The organism is Spiroplasma endosymbiont of Amphimallon solstitiale (genome assembly GCF_964030965.1).
In the GTDB taxonomy this organism is placed as follows: domain Bacteria; phylum Bacillota_I; class Bacilli_A; order Mycoplasmatales; family VBWQ01; genus Spiroplasma_E.
In genome coordinates, this window is record NZ_OZ034999.1 from 552,966 (window position 1) to 575,436 (window position 22,471).

Sequence of the window (22,471 nt, forward strand, 5' to 3'; positions counted from 1 at the left end):
GGTACACCAGCAATTTTGTTATCCGTTATAATAAATTCTTGAATAGTATAAACTGGATTATATATACTTCAAGAATAATAAACTCTATAATGTTTATTAACTATAAAATCATAAGTAATTTGTCAATTATCTCATTTATTTTTTTCTCTTGTTCCTACATCTTTTCATTGTTGATTATTTGGACTTGGTGTTGGATTATTTGGTAATTCAATATCTCAACAATTTTCTTCAACTTCATTTGTTTCTAAACTTTTTGAATTAATTTTTATTTTTGGTGTAACATCAACTTTAATTGTATTTTGTAATTCTTCTAATGAAAGAATAGCACCATAATTAATATCTCCACCTTTTAAATATAAACTACAATTAAAACTACTTTCTCTAACAGTTAAAGTTAATATTACATCTTCATCTTTAATTTTAAATTTTGCAAGTAAATAATCTCCACCTAAATAATTACCAGTTTTAAATTCTACTTTATGCTTTATATTTGCTTGATTTACTGGTAATTCATCTAATGTTATAATTACTCTATATACAGTATTAAAATTAATTTCAAACGTATCTCATTCACGATTATTTTTACTTTTACTTATTACTTTTCATATTTCTTTATCTTGTTTAGTATTTACTTTATCATCAACATATTTTTTTGTAGTTGCATCTTTATCTTGTTCTGGTTCACCTATATTAACAATTCTTTTATTATTAGCAGTAATTAATCTTTTTTCTTTAGGTTGAATAATATTTGAACTATTTGGGTCTATTTCTCATAATGATTCACCATTAGCACTAATAGTATTAGTTTTTTGATCAATCTTAATATTTTCACCAGCAATTAATTTATCTTGCTTTTGTTCTATTAAATTATCAACATATTCTTTATTTGTACCATCAGTTTCAAAAGTAGGTGTACCAACATTAATAATACGTTTATCATTTGCACTAATACCTTTATCATCTTTTGAATGAATAAAATTAGGATTATCTTTATCAACTTCTCATAATGAATCAATATTACTATCAACATGAATTTTTAATTTAGGTATAGTATTACTAACATCATCTATTTTTATACCAGTACCTTCAATTAAACTAATTTTTTGTAAAAATGTTTTATTACCAGAATCTCAAGTAATTACTCTAGTATCACTTTCATCAAATATACTAGGTGTATTAAAATTATCTTTTAATTATGTAGAAAAGTATGGATGACCAAAAATTATTCATCAATTTACACTTAAAATATTATTTTTAATTAAAAATTTGTTAAAAGTAACATTATTTAGTGTAAAAATTCTCTAAAAATAACACTTTATCATGTATCATTACTTTTCTACAAAATTAAAGAAATTATCTGTATTACATGAAATAGGATTATTAATTGCTTTTCTTGGAGTATGTAAATTTGCTTGTTGTAATAAATTATATACTTCCATTAATACATAATCTGGTTCACTTGGTGGACTAATACTACTTGATAAACCATTACCACTAATAGAAACACTTGAACGTATAAATGCCATTCCATCAGTTAAATAATAAATAGTCATTCTTGCTGTTGCTCTTTTAACTAATTGTTTTTGAGTATCATTTAAATTATTAAATCCAGTTTGTTCAATTAAATTACCAGTAATAGTATTAATTCTTTCACTTGATATAGCAATTGCCATAATAGTAAAATCAGTTTTAGTATTATCAGTAGTAGTTTGGTCAGCATCTGGTATAAAACCATATATAGTTTTTAAATCATCTTTTGTAATATAATTTAAATTTACATTTCAATCAATATTATTTTTGTTTTCCATAATCTTTATACCTTCCATATCCTTGTGTTACTTCTGATTTATTAACTACACCAATAACAGATTTATATTTTCCTTGTTGAGTAACTTTTTTATTCATATTTTTAACATTTCTACGTGCTAAATATTCTTTATTTTCTTTATCTAATCCGCCATGATAATACTGTCTCATAAATACACTAAATGCTCCTTGTTTATAAGCACCAGTTGCTTTACACATATCAATTCAAGTTTCCCTTGTAACCATAAAATAATCATATGATTTATTTGATGTTCTAAATGTTAAAGAAGCAATACCATAAGTACCAGATTGTTGTTGTATTACTGGAGTTCACATACCACCCGCTAATGCACTACTAGAAAGATTTACATAAACTCCAATCAAAGAATCATAATTTTCTTGTGTTAAAGCATTCATAGGCAATGTTTAGTAATCTGTGTAACTTACAAAAATAACTATGTTTAATTAATTCTAGTAAATATAATTAAATGACTAGAAAGAGTGAGTTACAGATGGCTAAAAAACAAAATATTAATAATAATGATCCAATATCAAAAGCAGTAGATTTATTATTAGAAAATACTGAAGATTTAACAACAGTTTTTAAAGAAGGGGGTTTATATAAAGAATTAACAAAACGTTTAGTTGAAAAAATGTTGAATTCTGAAATGCAAAATTATTTAGGATATGAAAAAAATCAACATAGTAATACTGAAAATGCTCGTAATGGTACAAGTTCAAAAAAATTAATAACTCAACAAGGTAAAATTGAGATTGATGTACCAAGAGATCGCAATAGTGATTTTACTCCTGTAATAGTTGCAAAAAGACAGCGAAGATTTGATGGTTTTGATCAACAAGTGCTTTCACTATATGCAAAAGGTATGACTCTATCTGACATTAGAATGCAGTTACAAGAGTTATATCATGGTGCTGATATTAGTGAAAGTGTTATTAGTCAAATTACTGATGATGTTATTGATGATGTCAAAGCATGACAAAATCGACCATTAGAAAGCGTTTATCCGATTGTTTATTTTGATTGTATAGTAGTTAAAGTTCGACAAGATAAACGGATTATTAATAAATCAGTTTATATAGCATTAGGAGTTGATTTAGAAGGTAAAAAAGATGTTTTAGGCTTATGAATTAGTGAAAATGAAGGTGCTAAATTTTGATTAGCTAATTTCACAGAAATGAAAAATCGAGGCTTAAATGATATTTTGATTGCTTGTAGTGATAATTTAACAGGCATGTCAGAAGCAATACAAGCAGTTTATCCTAAAACAGAACATCAATTATGCATTGTTCATCAAATTCGAAATAGTTTAAAATATGTTTCATACAAACATCGAAAAACTCTAGTTACAGATTTAAAACCAATTTATAGTGCATGTAGTGAAGAACAAGCAATGCAAGCTTTAGAATCATTTGAAAGTAAATGAAATAAACAATATCCCCAAATTGCTAAATCTTGATATAAAAATTGAGAAAATTTGATGATTTTTATTAGTTATCCTGCAGAAATCAAAAGAGTAATTTATACAACAAATGCTTTGAATCTTTTAATTATGTAGAAAAGTATGGATGACCAAAAATTATTCATCAATTTACACTTAAAATATTATTTTTAATTAAAAATTTGTTAAAAGTAACATTATTTAGTGTAAAAATTCTCTAAAAATAACACTTTATCATGTATCATTACTTTTCTACAAAATTAAAGATTGAATCTGTTAATAGTCAATTACGAAAAGTTATTAGAAACAAAAAAGCTTTTCCTAATGATATGTCAGTTTTTAAAATATTTTATTTAGCAATTGAAAATATAACAAAAAAATGAACATTGCCTATTCAAAATTGAAATACAGCAATTGCTCATTTTATGATAAAATTTGAAGACAGAATTAATCTGAACTAGTACTTTGTAAAACAAAGATACACAGATTTCTAAAAAGCCTCAATTTTTACACTAAATAATGTTACTTTTAACAAATTTTTAATTAAAAATAATATTTTAAGTGTAAATTGATGAATAATTTTTGGTCATCCATACTTTTCTACATAATTAAAAAAAATTCTTGTCAACTAAATGGTAATTTTCTTCTTTAATATATGGACAATGTAATGAAATTAAATCCGATTCTTTAAGTAAAGTTTTTAAATCACAATAAGTTAGAATACTTTTTGCTTGATCACTTTCATAAATATCATATCCTAATACCTTTGCTCCCATTCCATGTCATGCCTTAGCTGCTGGATAACCAATACGGCCAGTTCCAATAATTCCTATTGTTGAATTACGAATTTCTTTGGCAAACATAAAATCATCAATTTTAAAATTATGATTTTGTTGATGATTAGCACTATAAAATAAATTTCGAAGTAACCCGTTTCCCATACTTACTGCTAATTCACTAACAGCATTGGGCGAATAACCAGATACATATGCCATTTCAAAACCTAATTCATGAGCTTTTTTTAAATCAATATGATTATAACCAACAGTTCTAGTTAATAAATATTTAACGCCATATTCTTTCATTTTTAATAAATTTTGCTCATAACAGTCACAATTAGCACGAACCATTACTGCTTCATGTCCCCTTTGCCGTTTCAATATTATCCTTTGTTAAATACTCTTCAATTAACGTTAAATCATATCCATAATTTTTATTTAATGTTTCAAAAAAAAGCTTTTCTGTTTTACGAACACCATAACAAACCATTTTAATTTTTTTGCCATATTTTTATTCCCTTTCTTTTGTTTATATTTTAACTAAATAACGGTGTTGCGCCAATCGCTGTAGTAATAATTACTCAAAATGGTAATGAAATAATTGAAAATAATGTAGCAATTAATGTTAAATTACTTGTTAACAATGGCTGTTTTTTGTAAGCAATTGAATAGGCAACAATAACTGATGCTGGGGGGCTGCTAACATAATTACAATAACGCCTAATCCAACAGTATCTAATTTTCATGCTCCGGTTTCTTTTCCAATTGCCGCAACTGCACAAACTAATGCTAATCCAAATAATGGTGCAAAAATAATTTGGGAGGTTCCCAAAAACATAGGAAGATAAATTACTAGATAAATAAATTCTTTCCAACATTACCATTTAAAAATGATGATAGATAAATTAAATTCTCTTTTACCCTTAAATTTATATTCGACGTATTTTAAAAAATATACATTTAAAAGATAAAATAAAAATTATTCTCAAAGGAAAAAGACAAGAAATAATCTTGTCTTTTTTTGTAATTGTAAAATTTTAAAATTTTTATTATTAACACCCTTTAAATATCTACTACACGCAGTGACCAAGTAGGAGAAAGTTAATAATTAATAACCCTCTTTAACACTATTATCAACACGTGTTAGGGAATTAAAACAGTGAACCACAACACAGTTGTTAAAAATAGTGGCCAAAACATGTGGACTTGCATGGATAAATAAAAAGTGGAGTGATACCTAATAAAATATACTAACCAGTAATGGTAATTCTTGGGGTGGGAGCGAATTGGAAACTAGTATATATAGACCTACTAGGGAACCTACTATATTAATTCTATTCTTTATTTAACCAACCTTGCCACCCCCCAGTGAGCAAGCGTTGGTTTTATTTTTTATTTTTTTTGAAAATTTTTTTGGGCGAGAAAATAAATTTCAAACTTGTAAAAAAAATTGAGCGGTGCCGGTTCAATTAAAATATTAATTTGTTTAACACAAATTAAATAAATATTGAATCGAATGCCTCGATTTCTTTTTAAAATTTCACAATTTATTTTTGAGCCCAGAATTTCTGGAATGAATAAAACTAATAGTATTAATAATATAAAAATAAAAATATATATTCTTTATGCTACAAGCAACAGAACATATTAGGAAAGGATTATTATGCAAATAGAATTTAAAAAAGAACAAATTGTAAAAGATAAACCACAATCTATTCTTATTGATTATGGTGAATATAAATTACAATTTCCAAAATGAATGGTTAAAAATAATAGTTTTATTGTTGATGATAAATATACATATTGAGTTTTTAATTTAGAAAATATTAAAAGAGAATTAAGTGGTAATGAATTAATAAAATTATTAGAACCATATATTAAAGACCAAAAAATAACTGTTAATAAACCAATTATTCCAAAAGAATATTATTTTAATGATATAAAACTTGAACCACTAACATTTTATGACCAGCATAATAGTTGATTTATGGGTGAAATAACTGATAACAAAACTAAAATTACTAATCCTTGTTTTAAATATAACATTACGTGAGAAGAAAACAGAAAAGGTTTTAAAATAAATAATCCATATAATCATAATGATTTACCAATTAATTATATAGTTACTTCTTATAAGGAAATTTCAACTCATAATGAAAAAGTATTTTTGTTGAACATGTAAACAACATAAATTAGATTATTTATTCTTTAATACTAATGATATAAAAACAAAAAAATATTTTTTAAGAGATAACAATAGTAAAGCAATTTGTTATGACTGTATTTTAAATATTAGGTTAAGTAGGAGGTATAAATATGGATAAAGAATATTTAACTAAAAGAGGAACGATTTACATAACGGACAGTGATGATATTGAATTTAAAATAGGACTAATTAAACTGATTGATGATTTAAAAAAAGATAATTTAGTTTGTGGTCATAAAGAATTTATTGAAGAATGTAAATATTGTTGATGTAATTGTGATTTAGAAATTATTAAAACAATTATTAGAGGTTAACTTAATTAATGCAATATGAGTTAATTATCGGTATTGACCCTGCTGGTATTGGTAATAACGGAATTGTTATATATTCAAATGAAACTAATAATATTCTCTTTAATGAAACATTTAAAACTAAAACAGTTTTAGAAAGCAAAAATTTGTATAAAGAATACTTTTTATTAATTAAAAAACATTCTGATAATAAAAAAATACTAGTTATTGTAGAAGATTTCTTTTTAAGTTCAAAACAATTATTAACTAATCCATTAGCAACTCCTAAAATTATTGGTGCATTAATGTCATTAATACAAGATGTTTTTAATTGAGATTATCTAGAAAATCACCCAAAAAACAAAAACAAAATAGCAAATTATAAAGGAAATATAAAATTAACAAAACATGAACAAGATGCATATAAACATGTTCAATACTATTTAAGGAATTATAAAAATGAAAGATAAAGCAAATTATGTCAAATTAACAGTAAAACTGAGTAATACTATTGAAGCAAAATATTACGAAAAAGGTAATAAAGAATTATATTATAGTGTTCGAGGTCAGTGAAATGGTTTAAACTATGTTACTTTAATTTTTAACAATCCAAAATTTTATAGACGATGTATTTTATTAAACAAAAATGATGAAATTATAGTAACTGGTCAAATCTTTAATACTTTAAACATTCCTAAAAATCGTGCATTTTGTTCAATTAATGTTAAATGATTTAAAAAATGAAAAGAGTAAAAAATGATATTATGAAAAATTTTATTAATAGTACCAATATTAATAACAATTATAACATTAATAATATTTTTAATATTTATTATTAAAGAATTAAAAAATGAATATAAAGTATTAAAAATATTAAGCGAAATTGCTAATCAAATTGAAAATAAGGAAATAAAATAATGAAATGTTTCAATTGTAAAAGTGAAGCAGTAGGATGTTGAAAAAGTGCAAGTATATTTGGATATAGTAAAGATAATTTTGCATTTGATTTATATTTTTGTGAAATCCATTTAAAAAAAGTATTAAAAGAAAATGATATAGAAATTGATGAATTTGATGATAATAAAAATTAAAAAGAATAATAAATGTGGTTATGGTAGAGTTTATGCCCATAAATGTAGCAACTTATGTAAACAAAAACAAAATAAAAGAGTTAGGAAAGAAAGGTTAAATTATGAATAAAGAAAAAATAATGAAATATATTAATGAAAAATTAAAAAATGCTGAAGAACAATATAATGATGAATTTTATCAAGATTTAAAACAATATATAAAAGGTGAAATTGATTTTATTAAAATTTTATTAATTAGAGTAAAAGAGGGTGAATTTGACTAATGATAATATTGCCTACTTTGTTTGATAATAAAGATGAAATTGAAATATTATCACCATTTCCAAAAGCAATTCATACAAGTAATGATATTAGAGCAATTATTTTAAGACAATACCCAAATGTTAAATCAAAACACATAATTGTTTCTGACCCAGAAAGTAATGTTGCATTAATAGTTGGTGATAATGATGTTTATCAAGGTTGAATTAAAGTAACAGTTAAAAAATTAGAAAATTAAAGGAAAATAAAATGATTAATGATTATGAATGACTATGATATTGTGATAGTTATGGTTGTAAAAATAACAATAGTAATCAAAAAATATATGTTTGTTCAATCAAAAAAAATACAAAATTAGGATTATGTAAAACTCATTTTAATAATTATAGAAATATAACAATTGATTATGTTATTGAAATTAAAGGAGAAAAAAATGGATTATAAAGAAAAAATTAAAATTAGAATTCATGAATTTGAATTATATGATTATCAAGTAAATACTTTATTAGATATTGTAAGAGAAATGTTAAAAGCAAATAAAGGAAATTAAAATGGCAAACGAAAATACACAATCAAATTATACTTTAATCAAATTAATTAGAACTGGTATAAGTCCAATTTGTGCAATGATAGGTACAAGTGCTTATTATGGTCAAGTAATAGATAATCCATTATTAGGTTCAATTAATAGTTTATTATTTGGTAAAAAATTAGGTTTAGATATATGAAATTTAAATCAAAGACCAAATACAAAAACTAAATTAATTAATAGTTCTAAAAAAATTATTTTAGGTTTAGGAACAATTGGTTTAGCAAATTATAGTAAATGAACAGAAAATAATATTAATCCTATTATTCCAACAACACCAACTCCAATAACTACTACAACTACAACAGAAGGTCCTCCATGATTACTATTAAATAAACAAGAAAATCAGTCATTAATGGATTGAGATACATATATTAGTTTAAATGCTTATGGTATATCAAATCTTATTAGTGGAATTCTAGAATTAATACCTAATAAATTTGAAGCAATAAGAAAAATTTGTAATATGGCAACTGGTGGATGTTTAATATCAAGTGGTGTTGCTATGGGTATTAATAATGATTTTAATAATTCTTATGCAGTACCTACCATAGTTGCTGGTGTAAGTGAAATTATCCATAATTTACTTCCAATAGAAACAAATCATAATAGAGAAATGCAAGAAACTTCATTTACAAATGAAACTGCAAGATTAATAAATGATAATAGATTTACTATTAATAGTGAAACATCAAGTCAATATGGTAGTGGTAATATAAGCGAAGCACTATTAAATAATGATAATGCTTCATTAAATTGAGATTATAATCACATGAGTTTATAAAGGAGGTGAAAAATAATGAATAAAGAAAAATTACTTGAATATTACAATGATAAATTAAAACAACATGAAAAAGATTTACAAGAAATACGACTGAATGAAGGTATAGCTAAAAATATTTTAATAGACACAAAATATATGATTGAAAAAATTAATAAAGGTGAATTTGATGAATAATCAAAAATAAAAAAATAAAAAATTGAAAGGAAAATATAAAAATGAAAGAATTTTTAAAAGCACTTGAAACAATTGGAATAAGCACTGGTATATTAATTTGCAGAGAAATTATTGTTTTATTAAAACGATTTATTACAACTCCAAAACATGTTAGAGCAAATAACAAAATTATCAAACATCAAAAAAAATTAGCAAAATTAAATGAAAAGATTAATAAAGAAAATAAATAATAAAGGAGAAAAATAATATGACAAAAATTGAATTTAATGAAAAATATAGAAAACAAGATATCAGTATTGATAGAGATTTTGATTTACATATTGATAATTGTTTTAAATTTTCTGATATCAATACATTAGAAAATGCTGTTAATGATTATAAAAAACTAATAAGTGAAATGCCACAATTAGTTAAAGATTGATTATTGGGATAAGATTAGGAGAATGTTAAATGTTAGAAAATGAAAATAATGTTCAACAAACAACTGAACCTTTAACTGAAAATAATGCTCAACAAGAAATAGAAAATAAAGTTAATGAAGCAGAAAATAAGTTAAATAAACTTAATCAAGAAATTAAAGAAAAAGAAATAATTAATATATTTAAAAAATATCAAGTTAAAAGTGAATTTTATGATTTTTTAAAATTTAAAACTAATAATTTAGAAAATTCAAAAATTGAAGAAACTATTAAAAAAATCATTAAAGAACAACCAGTATTTAAAGAAACAATTAATACAGGTGGCAAACCACAAACAATAATAACAAATCAACCAAGTTCAATAAAAAGTACATTATTGGATTATAAAAATAATAATAATTTATAACAGAAAGGAAATCAAAAAATGGCAATACAATTCAATAAAAATTTAGATAATACCGAAAAATTAGTAGAAGCACCAGAGTTTATAGAATTTTATAAACAATCAAATTCACCATGAGCAAGTTTTTTTCCTATCGAAATGGTTAATTCAACAAAAATTGAATTTATAGTTAAAAAACCAAAAAATTCAGAAATTAAAGTATTAAAATGAAATGATAAAAGCAAAGGATTAGATGTTAGTTATGCTGAAACTATTAAAATTTTAAAAGAAATTAAAGAAGAAGCAGTTGCGGGTGAAATAATTGCTAATGTTGATTTAAATGCTGAAAATGGACAAAATTTATTAAATACAATGCAATATGAAGTTGCTAATGACTTAGCAGATTATTTAGCAAATAATGATACAAATGTAATTGCAAAATATGCAACTAAAATAGACATTACTGATAAATCACCAGTAGGATATTTAAAATCAATGTTAGATGCTTGAAATACTTTATTTCAACTAAGAAATAGTAATAATTGTCGTTTTTTTATTACTAATAATCTTTATGATAGTATTGTTTATTTAGCTAATAATAAAGGATTAATTACTGATAATCAGATTGCTCAACAATTAAGATTAAATGGAAATGATTTATATATTAAAGGTGTACTATGTCAAATTGTAATGGATGATTATATGACATTTACTGATAATAATGAAACTAAAATTATGTCTTTTGTTTTAGCAACACCAAGAGCAATGAAAAGATATATGTTACAAAATACAGTTGTATATGTTCAAGATATTGCTGATGGTAAAGTTGGAAGAAGATATTTAGTTGGTGGAGAAGTAACTGGTGAATCAATACCCTATATAACAGATGAAGAAACAACTTCACGCTGAATGTTATGTGCAATTGTTAATAATGATAAAAATGATTTAAAAACTAAGATTACAAATTTAACAACTGATATTACTGCAAATGGTAATAACAATAACAATGAATTAAATACAGAAATAAAAAGTACTAATGAACTTAAATCATTAAATCCAAATTTAACAAATCCAACTATTAAATATTTTAGTGATGCACAAGGAAAAACTAATGTAAGTAATCAAAAACAAAAAGCAGGTGACTTATATATAACTATTACTGCAAATATTAATGACTTAAATTATAAAGGAACAACAAATCCAATTAAAATAACTCTTAAATAAAGGAAATTAATATCATGCCAATTGGTACAACTAGTACAGCAATACTTTTAAACATAAATAAACCAAAACATACTAGAACAAGTAACCAACAAGAAAATAAAAGTTTTTGATGAGAAATTTTAGAAATGATTGGTGTACAAGTAATAACAGTAGCACTTGCTCCTTTTACTGGTGGTTTAAGTGAAAGTATAGCACTTGGATTAGGTGCAAGTGATTTAATTGCTAGTATTAGTGCTGTTGATGTAGAGTTTTTAACTGATTTTACTATTAATCAAGTTTATGATTATTTAAAAGGAAATGTAACACCATTAAATACTTTTTTTAATATATTACCTGCATTTGTTGGAATTAATAAAATTAGTCGTGGTTATCGTACTACTAAATTTATTAAGTTAGCACAAAAAACTAAAACATTAGAACAAATTGGTGTTAAAGAAGCAAAAAACTTACAAGAAATTATTAGTCAAGTAAGTGGAAAAGAAATTTTAACAGATAAAATCATTGGTAATAAACGTTATTTATTTAATTATAGTTTGGCACCTAATCGTGAAACAATAACACAAAATTTAGGTTATGTTGCTGAAAAACAATTTAAAAATAATTTTAAATCTTTAAAATCACAACAAATAAAAGAATATTTATCATTACAAAATACATTAATAAAATTAAGTCCACAATTAACTCCAAAGTTTAAAATTAAAGATATTGAAAAAGCAAATAACTTTTTAAAAAAATATAATACTGAATTAAAAGAAGTATTAAAAATGAACCAACATGATTGATTAAATTTAGTTCATACAATACATACAGAGAATAGATATGGAAAAACTTTAATTTTAGATTTACAAAAAATTCGTGCTAATGCTATTAAATTTAATTTTAAAAATAGTTCAATTCATAAAATTGTTTTAAATGCAAATAAAATTTTTAAGTATTTTGATATTAGATTTTATTTAAAAAAAGGTTTAAATAAATTTTGAAAAAATACACCATATTTTGAAAAATTACGAGAAAGTATATATAAATTACAAGAAAAATTTGAAAAATTAGAAAAACAAGCATTTGAAAATATTAATAAATTAAAAGAAAAAGCAACAGATTTATTTACTAGTGCAGAAAAAAGAGCAATTAAACATGCACAATTAATTCCACTAAATTCACCAGTATTTATGGGTTGTAAAATTCAACCTTTATCATTAGACAAATGTGCAATTACTATTTATCATCGTAATCCTAAGTATAAACCAATTACAGTTGTTGATAGTATTCTTAAAGCAAAAACCTTTAATTTTGTAGAAAAGTAATGATACATGATAAAGTGTTATTTTTAGAGAATTTTTACACTAAATAATGTTACTTTTAACAAATTTTTAATTAAAAATAATATTTTAAGTGTAAATTGATGAATAATTTTTGGTCATCCATACTTTTCTACATAATTAAAAGCAAAAACTTTTGTTACTCAAATACATCCATTTCATTGATATCGTTGATATAGTGGTTGATACATTGGTTATGGTGTTAATCGTAATAAATGATTAAAAGCAATAGCATTTGCTCCACCAGTGGTGCAACAAGTAATTAGAGATAGTTTTAAAGTATATAGAGAAATATTTAGAACTATTAGAACTTATCATAAAGTAGTAAATGTTATTAATAATCCTATTGAAAATATTAATAAATCATTTAAAAGTGTTGGTTTAAAATTTTCAGTTAATACTTTATTTGGTACTGGACTATTACATCATTTAGAAAAATTTGCATATAGTCAAGTTGTAGAAAAAGGTAAGAAAAAATTACAAAAAGAAATTATCCATATATCACATAGGAAAACTAAAACAAAAACTAAACATTATAAAAAAGCATTTTTTAAGGAATGATAAATTATGATTAATAAACTTTGAACTGATGTCAGTCTTGAAAATTATAATAACTGATATCCATTAACTGGAAAAATTACAGAAACTCCACCGCAATATATAAATACATGACCTAATGTCAAAGATTGATTTACAACTTTTGCTATTCGCGCTCAAAATGATATTAATGCTTATCTTGATTTTATTTTATCTAAATTTCCTTTTGATAGTTTTAAAGATGAATTAATTAAAGAAACATTAAGAGATATGGTTTATGTAATGGTTGAACATTGAGTATTTAATCGTACACCAATTGAATTTAATGTTGATGCTACTATTCAATTCAATAATGGTACATCATTTAATGCAAGTAGTATTCCTACAATTAATGTTTGAGATTTAGCACCAAGTAGAATGAAAATATGAGCAAAATTAACAGAATTAAAACAAGTATTTTCAAATTATAATCAAGATGAAATAGATATTGAAAAAATTGACTTAAAAGTATTTTATACTAGAAATCAAGTTGATGAATTAATTAAAGAACAAAAAGAATTTACATTATCAAAACAAATAAAATTATATGATGATTTAGTTAATGATAACGAAAATGAGATATATAGGGGTCGTGTTACAAACTTTATAAATAAAGGTTATGTAGCAACTGAATATGACCCAAAAACTGAAACAATGATTTTAGATTGACCAGATGAAATTGGGACATTACCACCCGAAGCATTACAAAATAATCCACAAATTGGTGATTTTACTCATGCTGCGACTGCTGACTTTTCTGCTAAACAACAAAAACGAATTACTACAAATGAAAATAGTATTAAATTATTAGAAAATAAAGTTGATATTAATAAACAAAATATTGATGATATTAAAAATAATTGATTTAATATTGAAACTAGTCCTTTATGAAAAAAAGTTAAAAATGAAAATATTAAAACAGATATATGATATATTATTGATTGAACATATTATTTTATCGATAGTAAACAACTTATTATAAGTAATAATAAATTAACTAAATCTAATATAAGAATTACTAATCATCAAATAGAAAATAGACAAATAATAATTGAAAAAATTGATGTTAATATTGACAAAGTAATGTTATTATATGATGATAATTTAATAAAATTTATTGTTGCTAATAGCACAAAAAAGTATACACCAATAATTCATAATATATATCAATATCAAGGTACTGGAACACCAACTGAATTTATAGCAGAAGAAAATACTGAACGTGATTATTACACAAAACTAGAAACTAATAATTTATTAGATAAAAAACAAGATAAATTAATTGCAGGTGCTAATATAACTATTGATGAAAATAATAAAATTAGTGCTAGTGGTGGTAAAATCGATTTAACTGATTATTATAAAAAAGAAGAAGTAGATAAAAAATTAGAAGACACAGAAAAAAAGTTTCCAGTAGCATTTCAATTGAATGCTGTAAGTCAAGAAATCCCTAATTTAGAAACTATTAATAAAACTGTTGCTGGTGCTATTAATGAAAATAAAGCAAATATTGATAAAAAACAAGATAAAGAAATATGAAAAGTAATAAGTAAAAGTAAAAATAATCGTGAATGAGATACGTTTGAAATTAATTTTAATACTGTATATAGAGTAATTATAACATTAGATAGATTACCAGTAAATCAAGCAAATATAAAGCATAAAGTAGAATTTAAAACTGGTAATTATTTAGGTGGAGATTATTTACTTGCAAAATTTAAAATTAAAGATGAAGATGTAATATTAACTTTAACTGTTAGAGAAAGTAGTTTTAATTGTAGTTTATATTTAAAAGGTGGAGATATTAATTATGGTGCTATTCTTTTATTAGAAGAATTACAAAATACAATTAAAGTTGATGTTACACCAAAATTAAAAATTAATTCAAAAAGTTTAGAAACAAATGAAGTTGAAGAAAATTGTTGAGATATTGAATTACCAAATAATCCAACACCAAGTCCAAATAATCAACAATGAAAAGATGTAGGAACAAGAGAAAAAAATAAATGAGATAATTGACAAATTACTTATGATTTTATAGTTAATAAACATTATAGAGTTTATTATTCTTGAAGTATATATAATCCAGTTTATACTATTCAAGAATTTATTATAACGGATAACAAAATTGCTGGTGTACCAATACAAACCTTTAATGATAGTGTTAATATAGTAATTTTATCAGTTCAACATGCAAAATTAATTACTATTTATAGTGGAAAAGGTAATTTAAAAGGTAATGTATGAAAATTAGAAGAATTATAGGAATAATATTATGTTTTTTAAAATTATAAAAATTATTTTAGGTTTAATTGGAGTAATTCTATCATCAGCAACTGCTGGTTTAATTATATTCATTATTGTAAAAATTATATTAAAAATTAATCAAATATTTTAAAGAAAGGTGGTGAATATTATGTTAAGTCTATTTAAAAGAAAAGAAAAAAGTAATATTAGTGATAATCAAAATGAAAAAGTAAAATTTTTAACTAATAAAAATAAAAGTACTCATGCTTCAATTTTAAATTATTTTGGTTTTAATGATTTTAATCATGAAACTTATTTTACTGATTTTGTAGCAGAAAATAATGCTAATTTATATAATGCTCCATTAGAAATAAATAATGAAACCATTAAACAATATTTAATTCAACAAGAATTTTATAGAAAAAATTGAAATTCTATTTTTAAATTAAGTAAATTAGGAATTAGTGGTTATTTAATTTATATTGCAAATGATGATCTATATTTTCAATTAGTAGATATACAACAAAGAATTTATGATATTACTGGTAAATTAATTCAATGTACTATTTTTTATGATAGTTATCAACAAAATGCACAAACTGTAAGATTATTTGAAATTTATACACTAAATAATGAACAAGTAACTATTAATCGTGCAATTTATAGTATTAATGATACTAAAAAACAAACTAAATTAGATTTTAAATCATACATTAATAATCCTAATTTATCACAAGAACAAACATTAAACATTAATTATATACCAATAGCAATTATGCGAAATAAAGCAAATGAGTTAGCAGATTGTGATAAAGTAATGGATAAAATTAAAGCACTAGATGTTATTTATGAACAAATTGTTTTAGATTGTATTTTAAACTCACCGAAGTTTATTTTTGACCAAACTTATGGTAATGTTCAATCTTCAATGGAAGAAGCAGTAAGAATATTAGTTACTAAAAACTATATTTGAAAAACTACTGGTGATAATAATGAAAAAAATGAAAATATTAATATGACAAGCAGTAATTTTAAAGGTAAAAACTTAACTGATATCTACGATTGAAATGTTAATGAAATATTTAAACGTTGTGGTATTCATATACCAAGTCAAAAGAAATCTGCACAACAATCAGTTCCCGAAAGTACAGCAGTTAATATTTCAACTATTAATTATATTGAACAAAAATTATGACAATTTAATATTGATATTCTTAAATTTATTCAAATATTAGTGAAAATTGATAAAGATTTATTAAATAGTAAAACATTTAATATTAATGATGAACAAGAAATTAATAATTTAACAGTTAAATTAAAATTATTTAATCCCGAAAATAACCAATTAATAGGAGAAAACAATGGACAACCAAGACAACAAACCACAAACCAAGTTTCCACAGAAACAAAAGCAAACTAAACTTAATCAAGCAAATGTAGAAAATGATTATTTAATTGATAATATTCCTTATGACTTTACAAATATGATGAGTGCTACTAGTGACCCAGATATTAATAGAGCATACGATGAATTTAAAAAAAGAACAATTTATATTTATGAAATTGAGCGTTTATTTAAAAATAATGAAAATAATAGTTTAAGATTTTCAGCAAATACTATTAAAATAGGTTTTATTGATATTGATAAAGTATTAAAAACTACTGCTGCTGAAACATCAGACTTTACTATGCAATTAAATCAAAGAGCAAGTACTAATATTAATGATAATACAATTGAATATAGTATGACTGATATTAAAAATTTAATATTTCAAGAAATAAATTTATTAAATCAATTTAAGTTATATGCAGTATCTATTAATGAACAATCTATTAATGAACAATTAACTGAAAATAATATTGATAATTTATATATTATTAATAATTATTCACAACCTTATCAAAATCCAAAAACAAGAAGTACTAAAAGTATTACTATTATCAAAATTAAAGATTTTAAAACAAGAGATGGTTACCCAATCATTATTAAATTACAAAAACCATTAGAAAAAGATACAAAAGTAATTGGTTTAAAAATTAAAGCCCCTAGAAGCATGATTTTCGGCAATATAAAGGTACTTGGTGAAGTTGACAATATGGAAGTATATCCAAAGTTATTTGTTAAAGATAAGGTAGCATTTCCGCTGTTATCAATGCCTATTGAAACTCAACCAAAAGTTAGAATATTACAACAATGATTTAGTGAACAAATATTACCTTGAAATTTAGCAAAACAATTCATAGGACAAGAAAAATCAGTTTTAGATTTGATTAAAATTAGTAGTGGAACTGAAACAAGAAAAGAAGTTATTAAAAACGCAAGAGTTACACATGCTTGATTAGGATATGAATTTAGTAATGTTTTAGGTGGTAAATGACCACTAAAAAGTCAAAAAGAATTAAAAGATAAAGAAGTTTGAGATTTTGTAGGTGAAAGTCAATTTTATCAATATGTTGCAACTAATAATAGATTTGATGATATTGAAATTGAAATAAAAGACGCACCAACTAATGATAGTTTACAACAACTATTATTAGATATGCTAAGTTATACATATAACTATAATAGAAACTTCGAAGGTGATACATATAATGATAATGGTAAACCAAAAAATGATATTGCAAAATTACGTGCAAAATTTGAAGGACAAAAACCTGATGAAGTAATTACTAATTTATTTAAACAATGAAAATTAGATTATCCTAATTACATAAATTTACAACAAGTAAAAATTTTTAAACAAATATTTATCATGTTGTCGGAATATATTTATTCAATATTATCAATTAATAAAGGTTTAAACGATGATAATAAGATTTTATTACCATATTATTTTGAATTAAAATCAAGTCCAATACATCCTAATAAAGATGATATTTGACAATTTAAAGATGTAAAAGTAATACTAAAATCTGCATATTTTGATTTTGCAGATATCAATAATATTAAGTTAAAAAATAATGATATTAGTCAAAATGAGTTATTTAAACTTGATGATAATCAATTTAATTGATTATCCATTACAAATGAATTAGAAACGAATAACATACCATCATTAATTCCAGCGGATTGAACCTTAGGTAATGGTGAATATGGTAAATACTTTACAAGAGCAATTATTAGTAATAATAAAGTGGAAAATGCTTTAAATTTATATGGTTCAAATAAATCACAATTATTTTCTAAATTAGAATTTTATAAAGAAATTTTGCAAATTGATAATACTAATGAATTTGAATTACAAATTGAAAATCCGATTAATAATTTAAATCGGATTGAAATAAGTGGAATATTTGGTTCTGGAAATTATGATTTAATTTTAATAACAGATAAACAAGAAATAAATTTAACTAATATTAATTTATTTGATAAATATAATGAAAATATTTCTTATATAAATTTAGAAATTTAAATTATTTATCAAAATATCCATCTGGATAAATTCCATCTCACTTGATATCATAACTTTCATCTGGTTTAATTCCAAAATATAATTCTATTTTGTGTTCATCTTTTGTTTTGTGTGACCATATAGTTGTTCCAGCCCCCCCCCAGTAAACATTATACTGATGTCCTAAATAATATTGTAAATCATTAGTTTTATGATGTGCTATTGAACCAACTATTAAACCAGTTGTAGCAAGAAATAATGCTAAAATTGATGTTATTTTATAAAAATTTGTTTTTATTCATGTTTTCATATTAAATTACTCCTTTTTGAACATTTAATTTATATTGAGTAGTTGCTGTTTGATTTTGTAAATCATTTGAATTTATTTCATATTTAAAATATTCAAAAACATCAATTCCTTGTTCCGTATTATTTTTTAATATTTTTTCATTTATATTCTTAAAATAATTATGTTTTCAATTTTTATATTCTCTCTTTTTATTATTAGAATTAAAATTATTATTAATAATTTGTTGTTTTTGTTTTTGATTTGAATGTTTAATAAATAAATTATAATTATTAATTATTCTTTCTTTTAAATCTAAATCAAAATATCAAAAATCTAAACTTCAATGAAAATGACTAATATATTTTCGTCAGCATTTTTGTGCAATAACATAATTAAGTTCTTCAAACTCAAATTTTAAAATATTTGTATTTAATTCATCTTTTAAAACAGTAAGAAATTGTATATTTTGAATTAATTCTTTTTCATAATTAATATTTTCTTTTAATAAAGTTTTATAAGTGGCTAATTCAATAATATTTTTTTTCCAATCATCATTTATAATTTTTATTAATTGATTATTATTAACAACTATTTTCATATTAAATTACTCCTTTTTTCCTTGATTTTACTTATAAATTGTACTATTTTTGATTATTTTTACAAGTATGCTTTTAAATGCAAAATAACGCCTAAATTAAAGGCGTTTATTTTATGAGACCTATACTATTAATTATATTGAAATTGTTTATTATATTTTAAATATGAAAGCATTTTTTAAAATATTTTTTATTTTATTTAAAATAACACTTATATATTTATATAATAATTAAGTAAATTAATTTTTTAAATATATTTACAATAAATTTAAAATTTAAAAAAAGTTAGGAGAAAAAATATGAGTTTTAATTACTTATGAACTTTAAATGAAGCAACTAAAAGAATGTATCAATCATTTAGAGATGATGTAAAAAATCAATGAGAAAAAACAGATTGAAGAATCTTAAAAGAAAGAGATAGAAAATATATCCCCGTTAAAATTAAAACAAGAACTAGAAATACTATCAATGGTCTTGTTACTTATAAATGTCGTGATTATAAATATTATGATGAACAATTAAAAAAATGAGTTCCTATTTGTTTATTAGATGAAAAATTGCAATTACCTAAATACAAAAGGACTTGTCAAGATATCAAAAATAATGTTATTGAACATTTTGCAGATGGAAAAAAATATCGTGATATTTTACATACTATGAAACAAACAAAATTTAGTACAACAAGTATTGGAAGAGTATTTCAAGAATATCAAGTCAATAAATTAGATGTTCCTAAAATAAAATTAGAACCAAATCAATTTATTTATATTAGTATTGATGATGGACATCGTAAGTTTTGAAAATTTAAACGTAATTCTGGTAAATATTCAATGCGCTTAGTATTATTTTGTACAGATAATATTAATCATAAATTAGTTAATAAAAGAGTAGATGTAATAATAAGACCAACAAAAACAGCAATTGGTGTTAAAAAAACTGCTGAATTTATTTTAGAACAAGGAAATAGATTTTTTGAAAATTTTGACCAAGCAAAAATTATTATTTGTGGTGATAGTGCAGAATGAATTAAAGATGTTGCTGATTATTTAGGTGCACAATTTGTTTTAGATAAATTCCATTTAGTTAAAAAGTTATATGTAGGAATAATTGCTGGAAATAAAGGAAAATATTGAAACGAATATAATACTTGTAGAAATTTTATTGAAAATTGTCAATATGATGAGTTAATAAAATATATGAATGAAATATTAAAAAATCATAAAAAATTAAAAAAACAATATTTTAAAAATAATAAACAAGGAATTGAAAATCAAGGTGCTAAATGAAATATAGGTACTTTTGCTGAAAGTAATATTTGATATATTTTAAAAGAAATGCTTGGTAATAGAACATATAGTATAAATATTTATATTAAAATGGTTATTTTTAAGTGTAATCTTGTAAATTCTAAAACATAATCAAAATTTTTATTTTTATTAAAATATTAAAAACTTATTAAATTAAAAGTTAATAAGAATTTTTGTTGTGTATAAATATTAATTTTATTATTGATTTTTTCAATATTTGTATTTTAATTGAAATTAATTTAATTTAGTAGTAAGATGTATTTACAATTGCATATAATTACAGTTATTTCTTCTCTATAATTTGAAAGAAATGTTTAAAAAGTAATTATATCCTCCGTTTTTGTTACCGTCCCAAAGTATTTCAACAAAAACTTTATATAACATGTTTAAAACAAATCGAATGGGTTTTGATGAAAATAACTTATTGAGAAAAGGAAAAAATAAACCTCACAAACAAAAAGAAACTAGGGGCAGAATTAATAATTGTAAGTCTATTCATGAAAGAAATTTAATCATTCCTAATATTAAAAATATAGAAGAATTTGGTCATTTAGAGGGTGATACTATCATTGGTAAAGATCATAAAAGTTCTATTATTACTTTAGCTGATATATGATCAAAAACCACAATTCCTTTAGCAACTAAAAATAATAAATCAGAAAATATTACAAAAAGTATAATAAAATTTATTTCAAAGTTACAAAAAGGAACAGTTAAAACTATTACTTTTGATCGTGGTAAAGAATTTAGTAAATGAAAATTAATCGAAAAAAATTGTAATGTTAAGATTTATTTTGCAGATCCTGGTAAACCTTGTCAAAGAGGTTTAAATGAAAATAATAATGGTATTTTAAGAAGATATTTACCAAAATCTACAGATCTATCTTCATATAAACAAAAAGATTTAAATACTATAGCATTTCAAATTAATTCTACACCCAGAAAATCACTATCTTATAAAAGACCAATAGATTTAATACAATTATTTTAAAAAACTGTCCCATTTATATTTACAATTCAGGTAACAAAAAAATGAACATTGCCTATTCAAAATTGAAATACAGCAATTGCTCATTTTATGATAAAATTTGAAGACAGAATTAATCTGAACTAGTACTTTGTAAAACAAAGATACACAGATTTCTAAAAAGCCTCAACTTAACTGATATCTACGATTGAAATGTTAATGAAATATTTAAACGTTGTGGTATTCATATACCAAGTCAAAAGAAATCTGCACAACAATCAGTTCCCGAAAGTACAGCAGTTAATATTTCAAC

At 22.7% G+C, this 22,471-nt stretch carries 29 protein-coding genes and 3 pseudogenes; 24 read left to right on the forward strand and 8 right to left on the reverse strand.

Annotated elements, in window-relative coordinates:
- Nucleotides 1–1,328: 1,328 nt before the first annotated feature.
- Nucleotides 1,329–1,808 carry a hypothetical protein gene (locus AAHH39_RS03380; protein WP_342218837.1) on the reverse strand — a complete coding sequence of 160 codons (480 nt, stop codon included), beginning with the start codon at nucleotides 1,806–1,808 and terminating at the stop codon, nucleotides 1,329–1,331.
- The gene (locus tag AAHH39_RS03385) at nucleotides 1,792–2,229 is read right to left on the reverse strand and encodes a hypothetical protein (protein ID WP_342218838.1); all 438 of its coding nucleotides are present in this window, start codon (nucleotides 2,227–2,229) and stop codon (nucleotides 1,792–1,794) included. Before AAHH39_RS03385 ends, AAHH39_RS03380 begins: the two co-directional genes overlap by 17 nt.
- An 89-nt stretch (nucleotides 2,230–2,318) precedes the next feature.
- On the opposite strand from AAHH39_RS03385, the pseudogene AAHH39_RS03390 reads away from it, so the two are divergent.
- Together AAHH39_RS03390 and AAHH39_RS03395 are read left to right on the forward strand one after the other, a co-directional pair.
- Nucleotides 2,319–3,365 (forward strand): annotated as a pseudogene (locus tag AAHH39_RS03390) (IS256 family transposase); the annotation flags it as partial.
- 164 nt (nucleotides 3,366–3,529) lie between these two features.
- Nucleotides 3,530–3,727, forward strand: a pseudogene (locus tag AAHH39_RS03395) (IS256 family transposase); the annotation flags it as partial.
- 29 nt (nucleotides 3,728–3,756) lie between these two features.
- Here AAHH39_RS03395 and AAHH39_RS03400 read toward each other — a convergent pair.
- From AAHH39_RS03400 to AAHH39_RS03410, 3 genes are all read right to left on the reverse strand, one after another.
- On the reverse strand, nucleotides 3,757–3,894 hold the full coding sequence (locus AAHH39_RS03400; protein WP_342218841.1) for a hypothetical protein: 138 nt from the start codon (nucleotides 3,892–3,894) through the stop codon (nucleotides 3,757–3,759).
- Nucleotides 3,875–4,426, reverse strand: a complete 552-nt coding sequence (locus AAHH39_RS03405; RefSeq protein ID WP_342218842.1) for an NAD(P)-dependent oxidoreductase — start codon at nucleotides 4,424–4,426, stop codon at nucleotides 3,875–3,877. Before AAHH39_RS03405 ends, AAHH39_RS03400 begins: the two co-directional genes overlap by 20 nt.
- A gap of 256 nt (nucleotides 4,427–4,682) precedes the next feature.
- Entirely contained in the window at nucleotides 4,683–4,877 is a 195-nt protein-coding gene (locus AAHH39_RS03410) for a hypothetical protein (protein WP_342218843.1), read from the reverse strand.
- Nucleotides 4,878–5,708: 831 nt separating this feature from the next.
- Between AAHH39_RS03410 and AAHH39_RS03415 the strand changes: the two genes are divergently transcribed.
- The 16 genes from AAHH39_RS03415 to AAHH39_RS03490 all read left to right on the forward strand — a co-directional run bounded on the left by AAHH39_RS03415 (nucleotide 5,709) and on the right by AAHH39_RS03490 (nucleotide 12,769).
- Nucleotides 5,709–6,227 (forward strand): hypothetical protein, encoded by a 519-nt coding sequence (locus tag AAHH39_RS03415; RefSeq protein WP_342218082.1) that lies wholly within the window; start codon nucleotides 5,709–5,711, stop codon nucleotides 6,225–6,227.
- 134 nt (nucleotides 6,228–6,361) lie between these two features.
- Entirely contained in the window at nucleotides 6,362–6,565 is a 204-nt protein-coding gene (locus AAHH39_RS03420; protein ID WP_342218014.1) for a hypothetical protein, read from the forward strand.
- Nucleotides 6,566–6,573: 8 nt separating this feature from the next.
- Nucleotides 6,574–7,011, forward strand: a complete 438-nt coding sequence (locus AAHH39_RS03425; RefSeq protein ID WP_342218081.1) for a hypothetical protein — start codon at nucleotides 6,574–6,576, stop codon at nucleotides 7,009–7,011.
- Nucleotides 7,001–7,294 (forward strand): hypothetical protein, encoded by a 294-nt coding sequence (locus tag AAHH39_RS03430; RefSeq protein ID WP_281748863.1) that lies wholly within the window; start codon nucleotides 7,001–7,003, stop codon nucleotides 7,292–7,294. The genes AAHH39_RS03425 and AAHH39_RS03430 overlap by 11 nt, the downstream gene beginning before the upstream one ends.
- A 3-nt stretch (nucleotides 7,295–7,297) precedes the next feature.
- Nucleotides 7,298–7,459 (forward strand): hypothetical protein, encoded by a 162-nt coding sequence (locus AAHH39_RS03435; protein ID WP_342218080.1) that lies wholly within the window; start codon nucleotides 7,298–7,300, stop codon nucleotides 7,457–7,459.
- Complete coding sequence (locus AAHH39_RS03440) at nucleotides 7,459–7,632, forward strand: hypothetical protein (RefSeq protein WP_342218099.1); 174 nt, start codon at nucleotides 7,459–7,461, stop codon at nucleotides 7,630–7,632. Before AAHH39_RS03435 ends, AAHH39_RS03440 begins: the two co-directional genes overlap by 1 nt.
- 101 nt (nucleotides 7,633–7,733) lie before the next feature.
- Nucleotides 7,734–7,895, forward strand: coding sequence for a hypothetical protein (locus tag AAHH39_RS03445; protein WP_342218077.1), 162 nt, complete (start codon nucleotides 7,734–7,736; stop codon nucleotides 7,893–7,895).
- Entirely contained in the window at nucleotides 7,895–8,131 is a 237-nt protein-coding gene (locus AAHH39_RS03450; RefSeq protein ID WP_342218076.1) for a hypothetical protein, read from the forward strand. Before AAHH39_RS03445 ends, AAHH39_RS03450 begins: the two co-directional genes overlap by 1 nt.
- A gap of 11 nt (nucleotides 8,132–8,142) precedes the next feature.
- Entirely contained in the window at nucleotides 8,143–8,337 is a 195-nt protein-coding gene (locus AAHH39_RS03455) for a hypothetical protein (protein ID WP_342218075.1), read from the forward strand.
- A 107-nt stretch (nucleotides 8,338–8,444) separates the two neighbouring features.
- The gene (locus tag AAHH39_RS03460; protein ID WP_342218074.1) at nucleotides 8,445–9,266 is read left to right on the forward strand and encodes a hypothetical protein; all 822 of its coding nucleotides are present in this window, start codon (nucleotides 8,445–8,447) and stop codon (nucleotides 9,264–9,266) included.
- A 15-nt stretch (nucleotides 9,267–9,281) separates the two neighbouring features.
- Nucleotides 9,282–9,440 (forward strand): hypothetical protein, encoded by a 159-nt coding sequence (locus tag AAHH39_RS03465; RefSeq protein WP_338957013.1) that lies wholly within the window; start codon nucleotides 9,282–9,284, stop codon nucleotides 9,438–9,440.
- Between the two features lie 41 nt (nucleotides 9,441–9,481).
- The gene (locus tag AAHH39_RS03470; RefSeq protein ID WP_338957011.1) at nucleotides 9,482–9,670 is read left to right on the forward strand and encodes a hypothetical protein; all 189 of its coding nucleotides are present in this window, start codon (nucleotides 9,482–9,484) and stop codon (nucleotides 9,668–9,670) included.
- A gap of 17 nt (nucleotides 9,671–9,687) precedes the next feature.
- Entirely contained in the window at nucleotides 9,688–9,873 is a 186-nt protein-coding gene (locus AAHH39_RS03475) for a hypothetical protein (RefSeq protein WP_174480219.1), read from the forward strand.
- Nucleotides 9,874–9,890: 17 nt separating this feature from the next.
- The gene (locus tag AAHH39_RS03480) at nucleotides 9,891–10,265 is read left to right on the forward strand and encodes a hypothetical protein (RefSeq protein ID WP_342218073.1); all 375 of its coding nucleotides are present in this window, start codon (nucleotides 9,891–9,893) and stop codon (nucleotides 10,263–10,265) included.
- An 18-nt stretch (nucleotides 10,266–10,283) separates the two neighbouring features.
- Nucleotides 10,284–11,465, forward strand: coding sequence for a hypothetical protein (locus AAHH39_RS03485; RefSeq protein WP_338957176.1), 1,182 nt, complete (start codon nucleotides 10,284–10,286; stop codon nucleotides 11,463–11,465).
- 14 nt (nucleotides 11,466–11,479) lie between these two features.
- Nucleotides 11,480–12,769 carry a hypothetical protein gene (locus tag AAHH39_RS03490; protein ID WP_342218844.1) on the forward strand — a complete coding sequence of 430 codons (1,290 nt, stop codon included), beginning with the start codon at nucleotides 11,480–11,482 and terminating at the stop codon, nucleotides 12,767–12,769.
- A gap of 23 nt (nucleotides 12,770–12,792) precedes the next feature.
- Here the strand turns inward: AAHH39_RS03490 and AAHH39_RS03495 are convergent, their stop codons facing one another.
- Nucleotides 12,793–12,975, reverse strand: a complete 183-nt coding sequence (locus AAHH39_RS03495) for a hypothetical protein (RefSeq protein WP_342218845.1) — start codon at nucleotides 12,973–12,975, stop codon at nucleotides 12,793–12,795.
- 55 nt (nucleotides 12,976–13,030) lie between these two features.
- Here AAHH39_RS03495 and AAHH39_RS03500 point away from each other — a divergent pair, with 55 nt between their 5' ends.
- From AAHH39_RS03500 to AAHH39_RS03515, 4 genes are all read left to right on the forward strand, one after another.
- Nucleotides 13,031–13,348 carry a hypothetical protein gene (locus AAHH39_RS03500; protein ID WP_342218846.1) on the forward strand — a complete coding sequence of 106 codons (318 nt, stop codon included), beginning with the start codon at nucleotides 13,031–13,033 and terminating at the stop codon, nucleotides 13,346–13,348.
- Nucleotides 13,349–13,351: 3 nt separating this feature from the next.
- Nucleotides 13,352–15,625, forward strand: a complete 2,274-nt coding sequence (locus AAHH39_RS03505; RefSeq protein WP_342218847.1) for a hypothetical protein — start codon at nucleotides 13,352–13,354, stop codon at nucleotides 15,623–15,625.
- Nucleotides 15,626–15,776: 151 nt separating this feature from the next.
- The gene (locus AAHH39_RS03510) at nucleotides 15,777–17,027 is read left to right on the forward strand and encodes a hypothetical protein (RefSeq protein WP_342217675.1); all 1,251 of its coding nucleotides are present in this window, start codon (nucleotides 15,777–15,779) and stop codon (nucleotides 17,025–17,027) included.
- Nucleotides 16,969–19,020, forward strand: a complete 2,052-nt coding sequence (locus AAHH39_RS03515; RefSeq protein WP_342218848.1) for a hypothetical protein — start codon at nucleotides 16,969–16,971, stop codon at nucleotides 19,018–19,020. The genes AAHH39_RS03510 and AAHH39_RS03515 overlap by 59 nt, the downstream gene beginning before the upstream one ends.
- A 1-nt stretch (nucleotide 19,021) precedes the next feature.
- Here the strand turns inward: AAHH39_RS03515 and AAHH39_RS03520 are convergent, their stop codons facing one another.
- Together AAHH39_RS03520 and AAHH39_RS03525 are read right to left on the reverse strand one after the other, a co-directional pair.
- Complete coding sequence (locus AAHH39_RS03520; RefSeq protein ID WP_338973856.1) at nucleotides 19,022–19,309, reverse strand: hypothetical protein; 288 nt, start codon at nucleotides 19,307–19,309, stop codon at nucleotides 19,022–19,024.
- Nucleotide 19,310: 1 nt separating this feature from the next.
- Nucleotides 19,311–19,886 carry a hypothetical protein gene (locus AAHH39_RS03525; protein ID WP_338973854.1) on the reverse strand — a complete coding sequence of 192 codons (576 nt, stop codon included), beginning with the start codon at nucleotides 19,884–19,886 and terminating at the stop codon, nucleotides 19,311–19,313.
- A gap of 297 nt (nucleotides 19,887–20,183) precedes the next feature.
- Here AAHH39_RS03525 and AAHH39_RS03530 point away from each other — a divergent pair, with 297 nt between their 5' ends.
- Together AAHH39_RS03530 and AAHH39_RS03535 are read left to right on the forward strand one after the other, a co-directional pair.
- Nucleotides 20,184–21,302, forward strand: a complete 1,119-nt coding sequence (locus AAHH39_RS03530; RefSeq protein ID WP_342218849.1) for an Mbov_0401 family ICE element transposase-like protein — start codon at nucleotides 20,184–20,186, stop codon at nucleotides 21,300–21,302.
- A gap of 241 nt (nucleotides 21,303–21,543) precedes the next feature.
- Nucleotides 21,544–22,182: pseudogene (locus AAHH39_RS03535) on the forward strand (IS30 family transposase); the annotation flags it as partial.
- Nucleotides 22,183–22,471 lie beyond the last annotated feature (289 nt).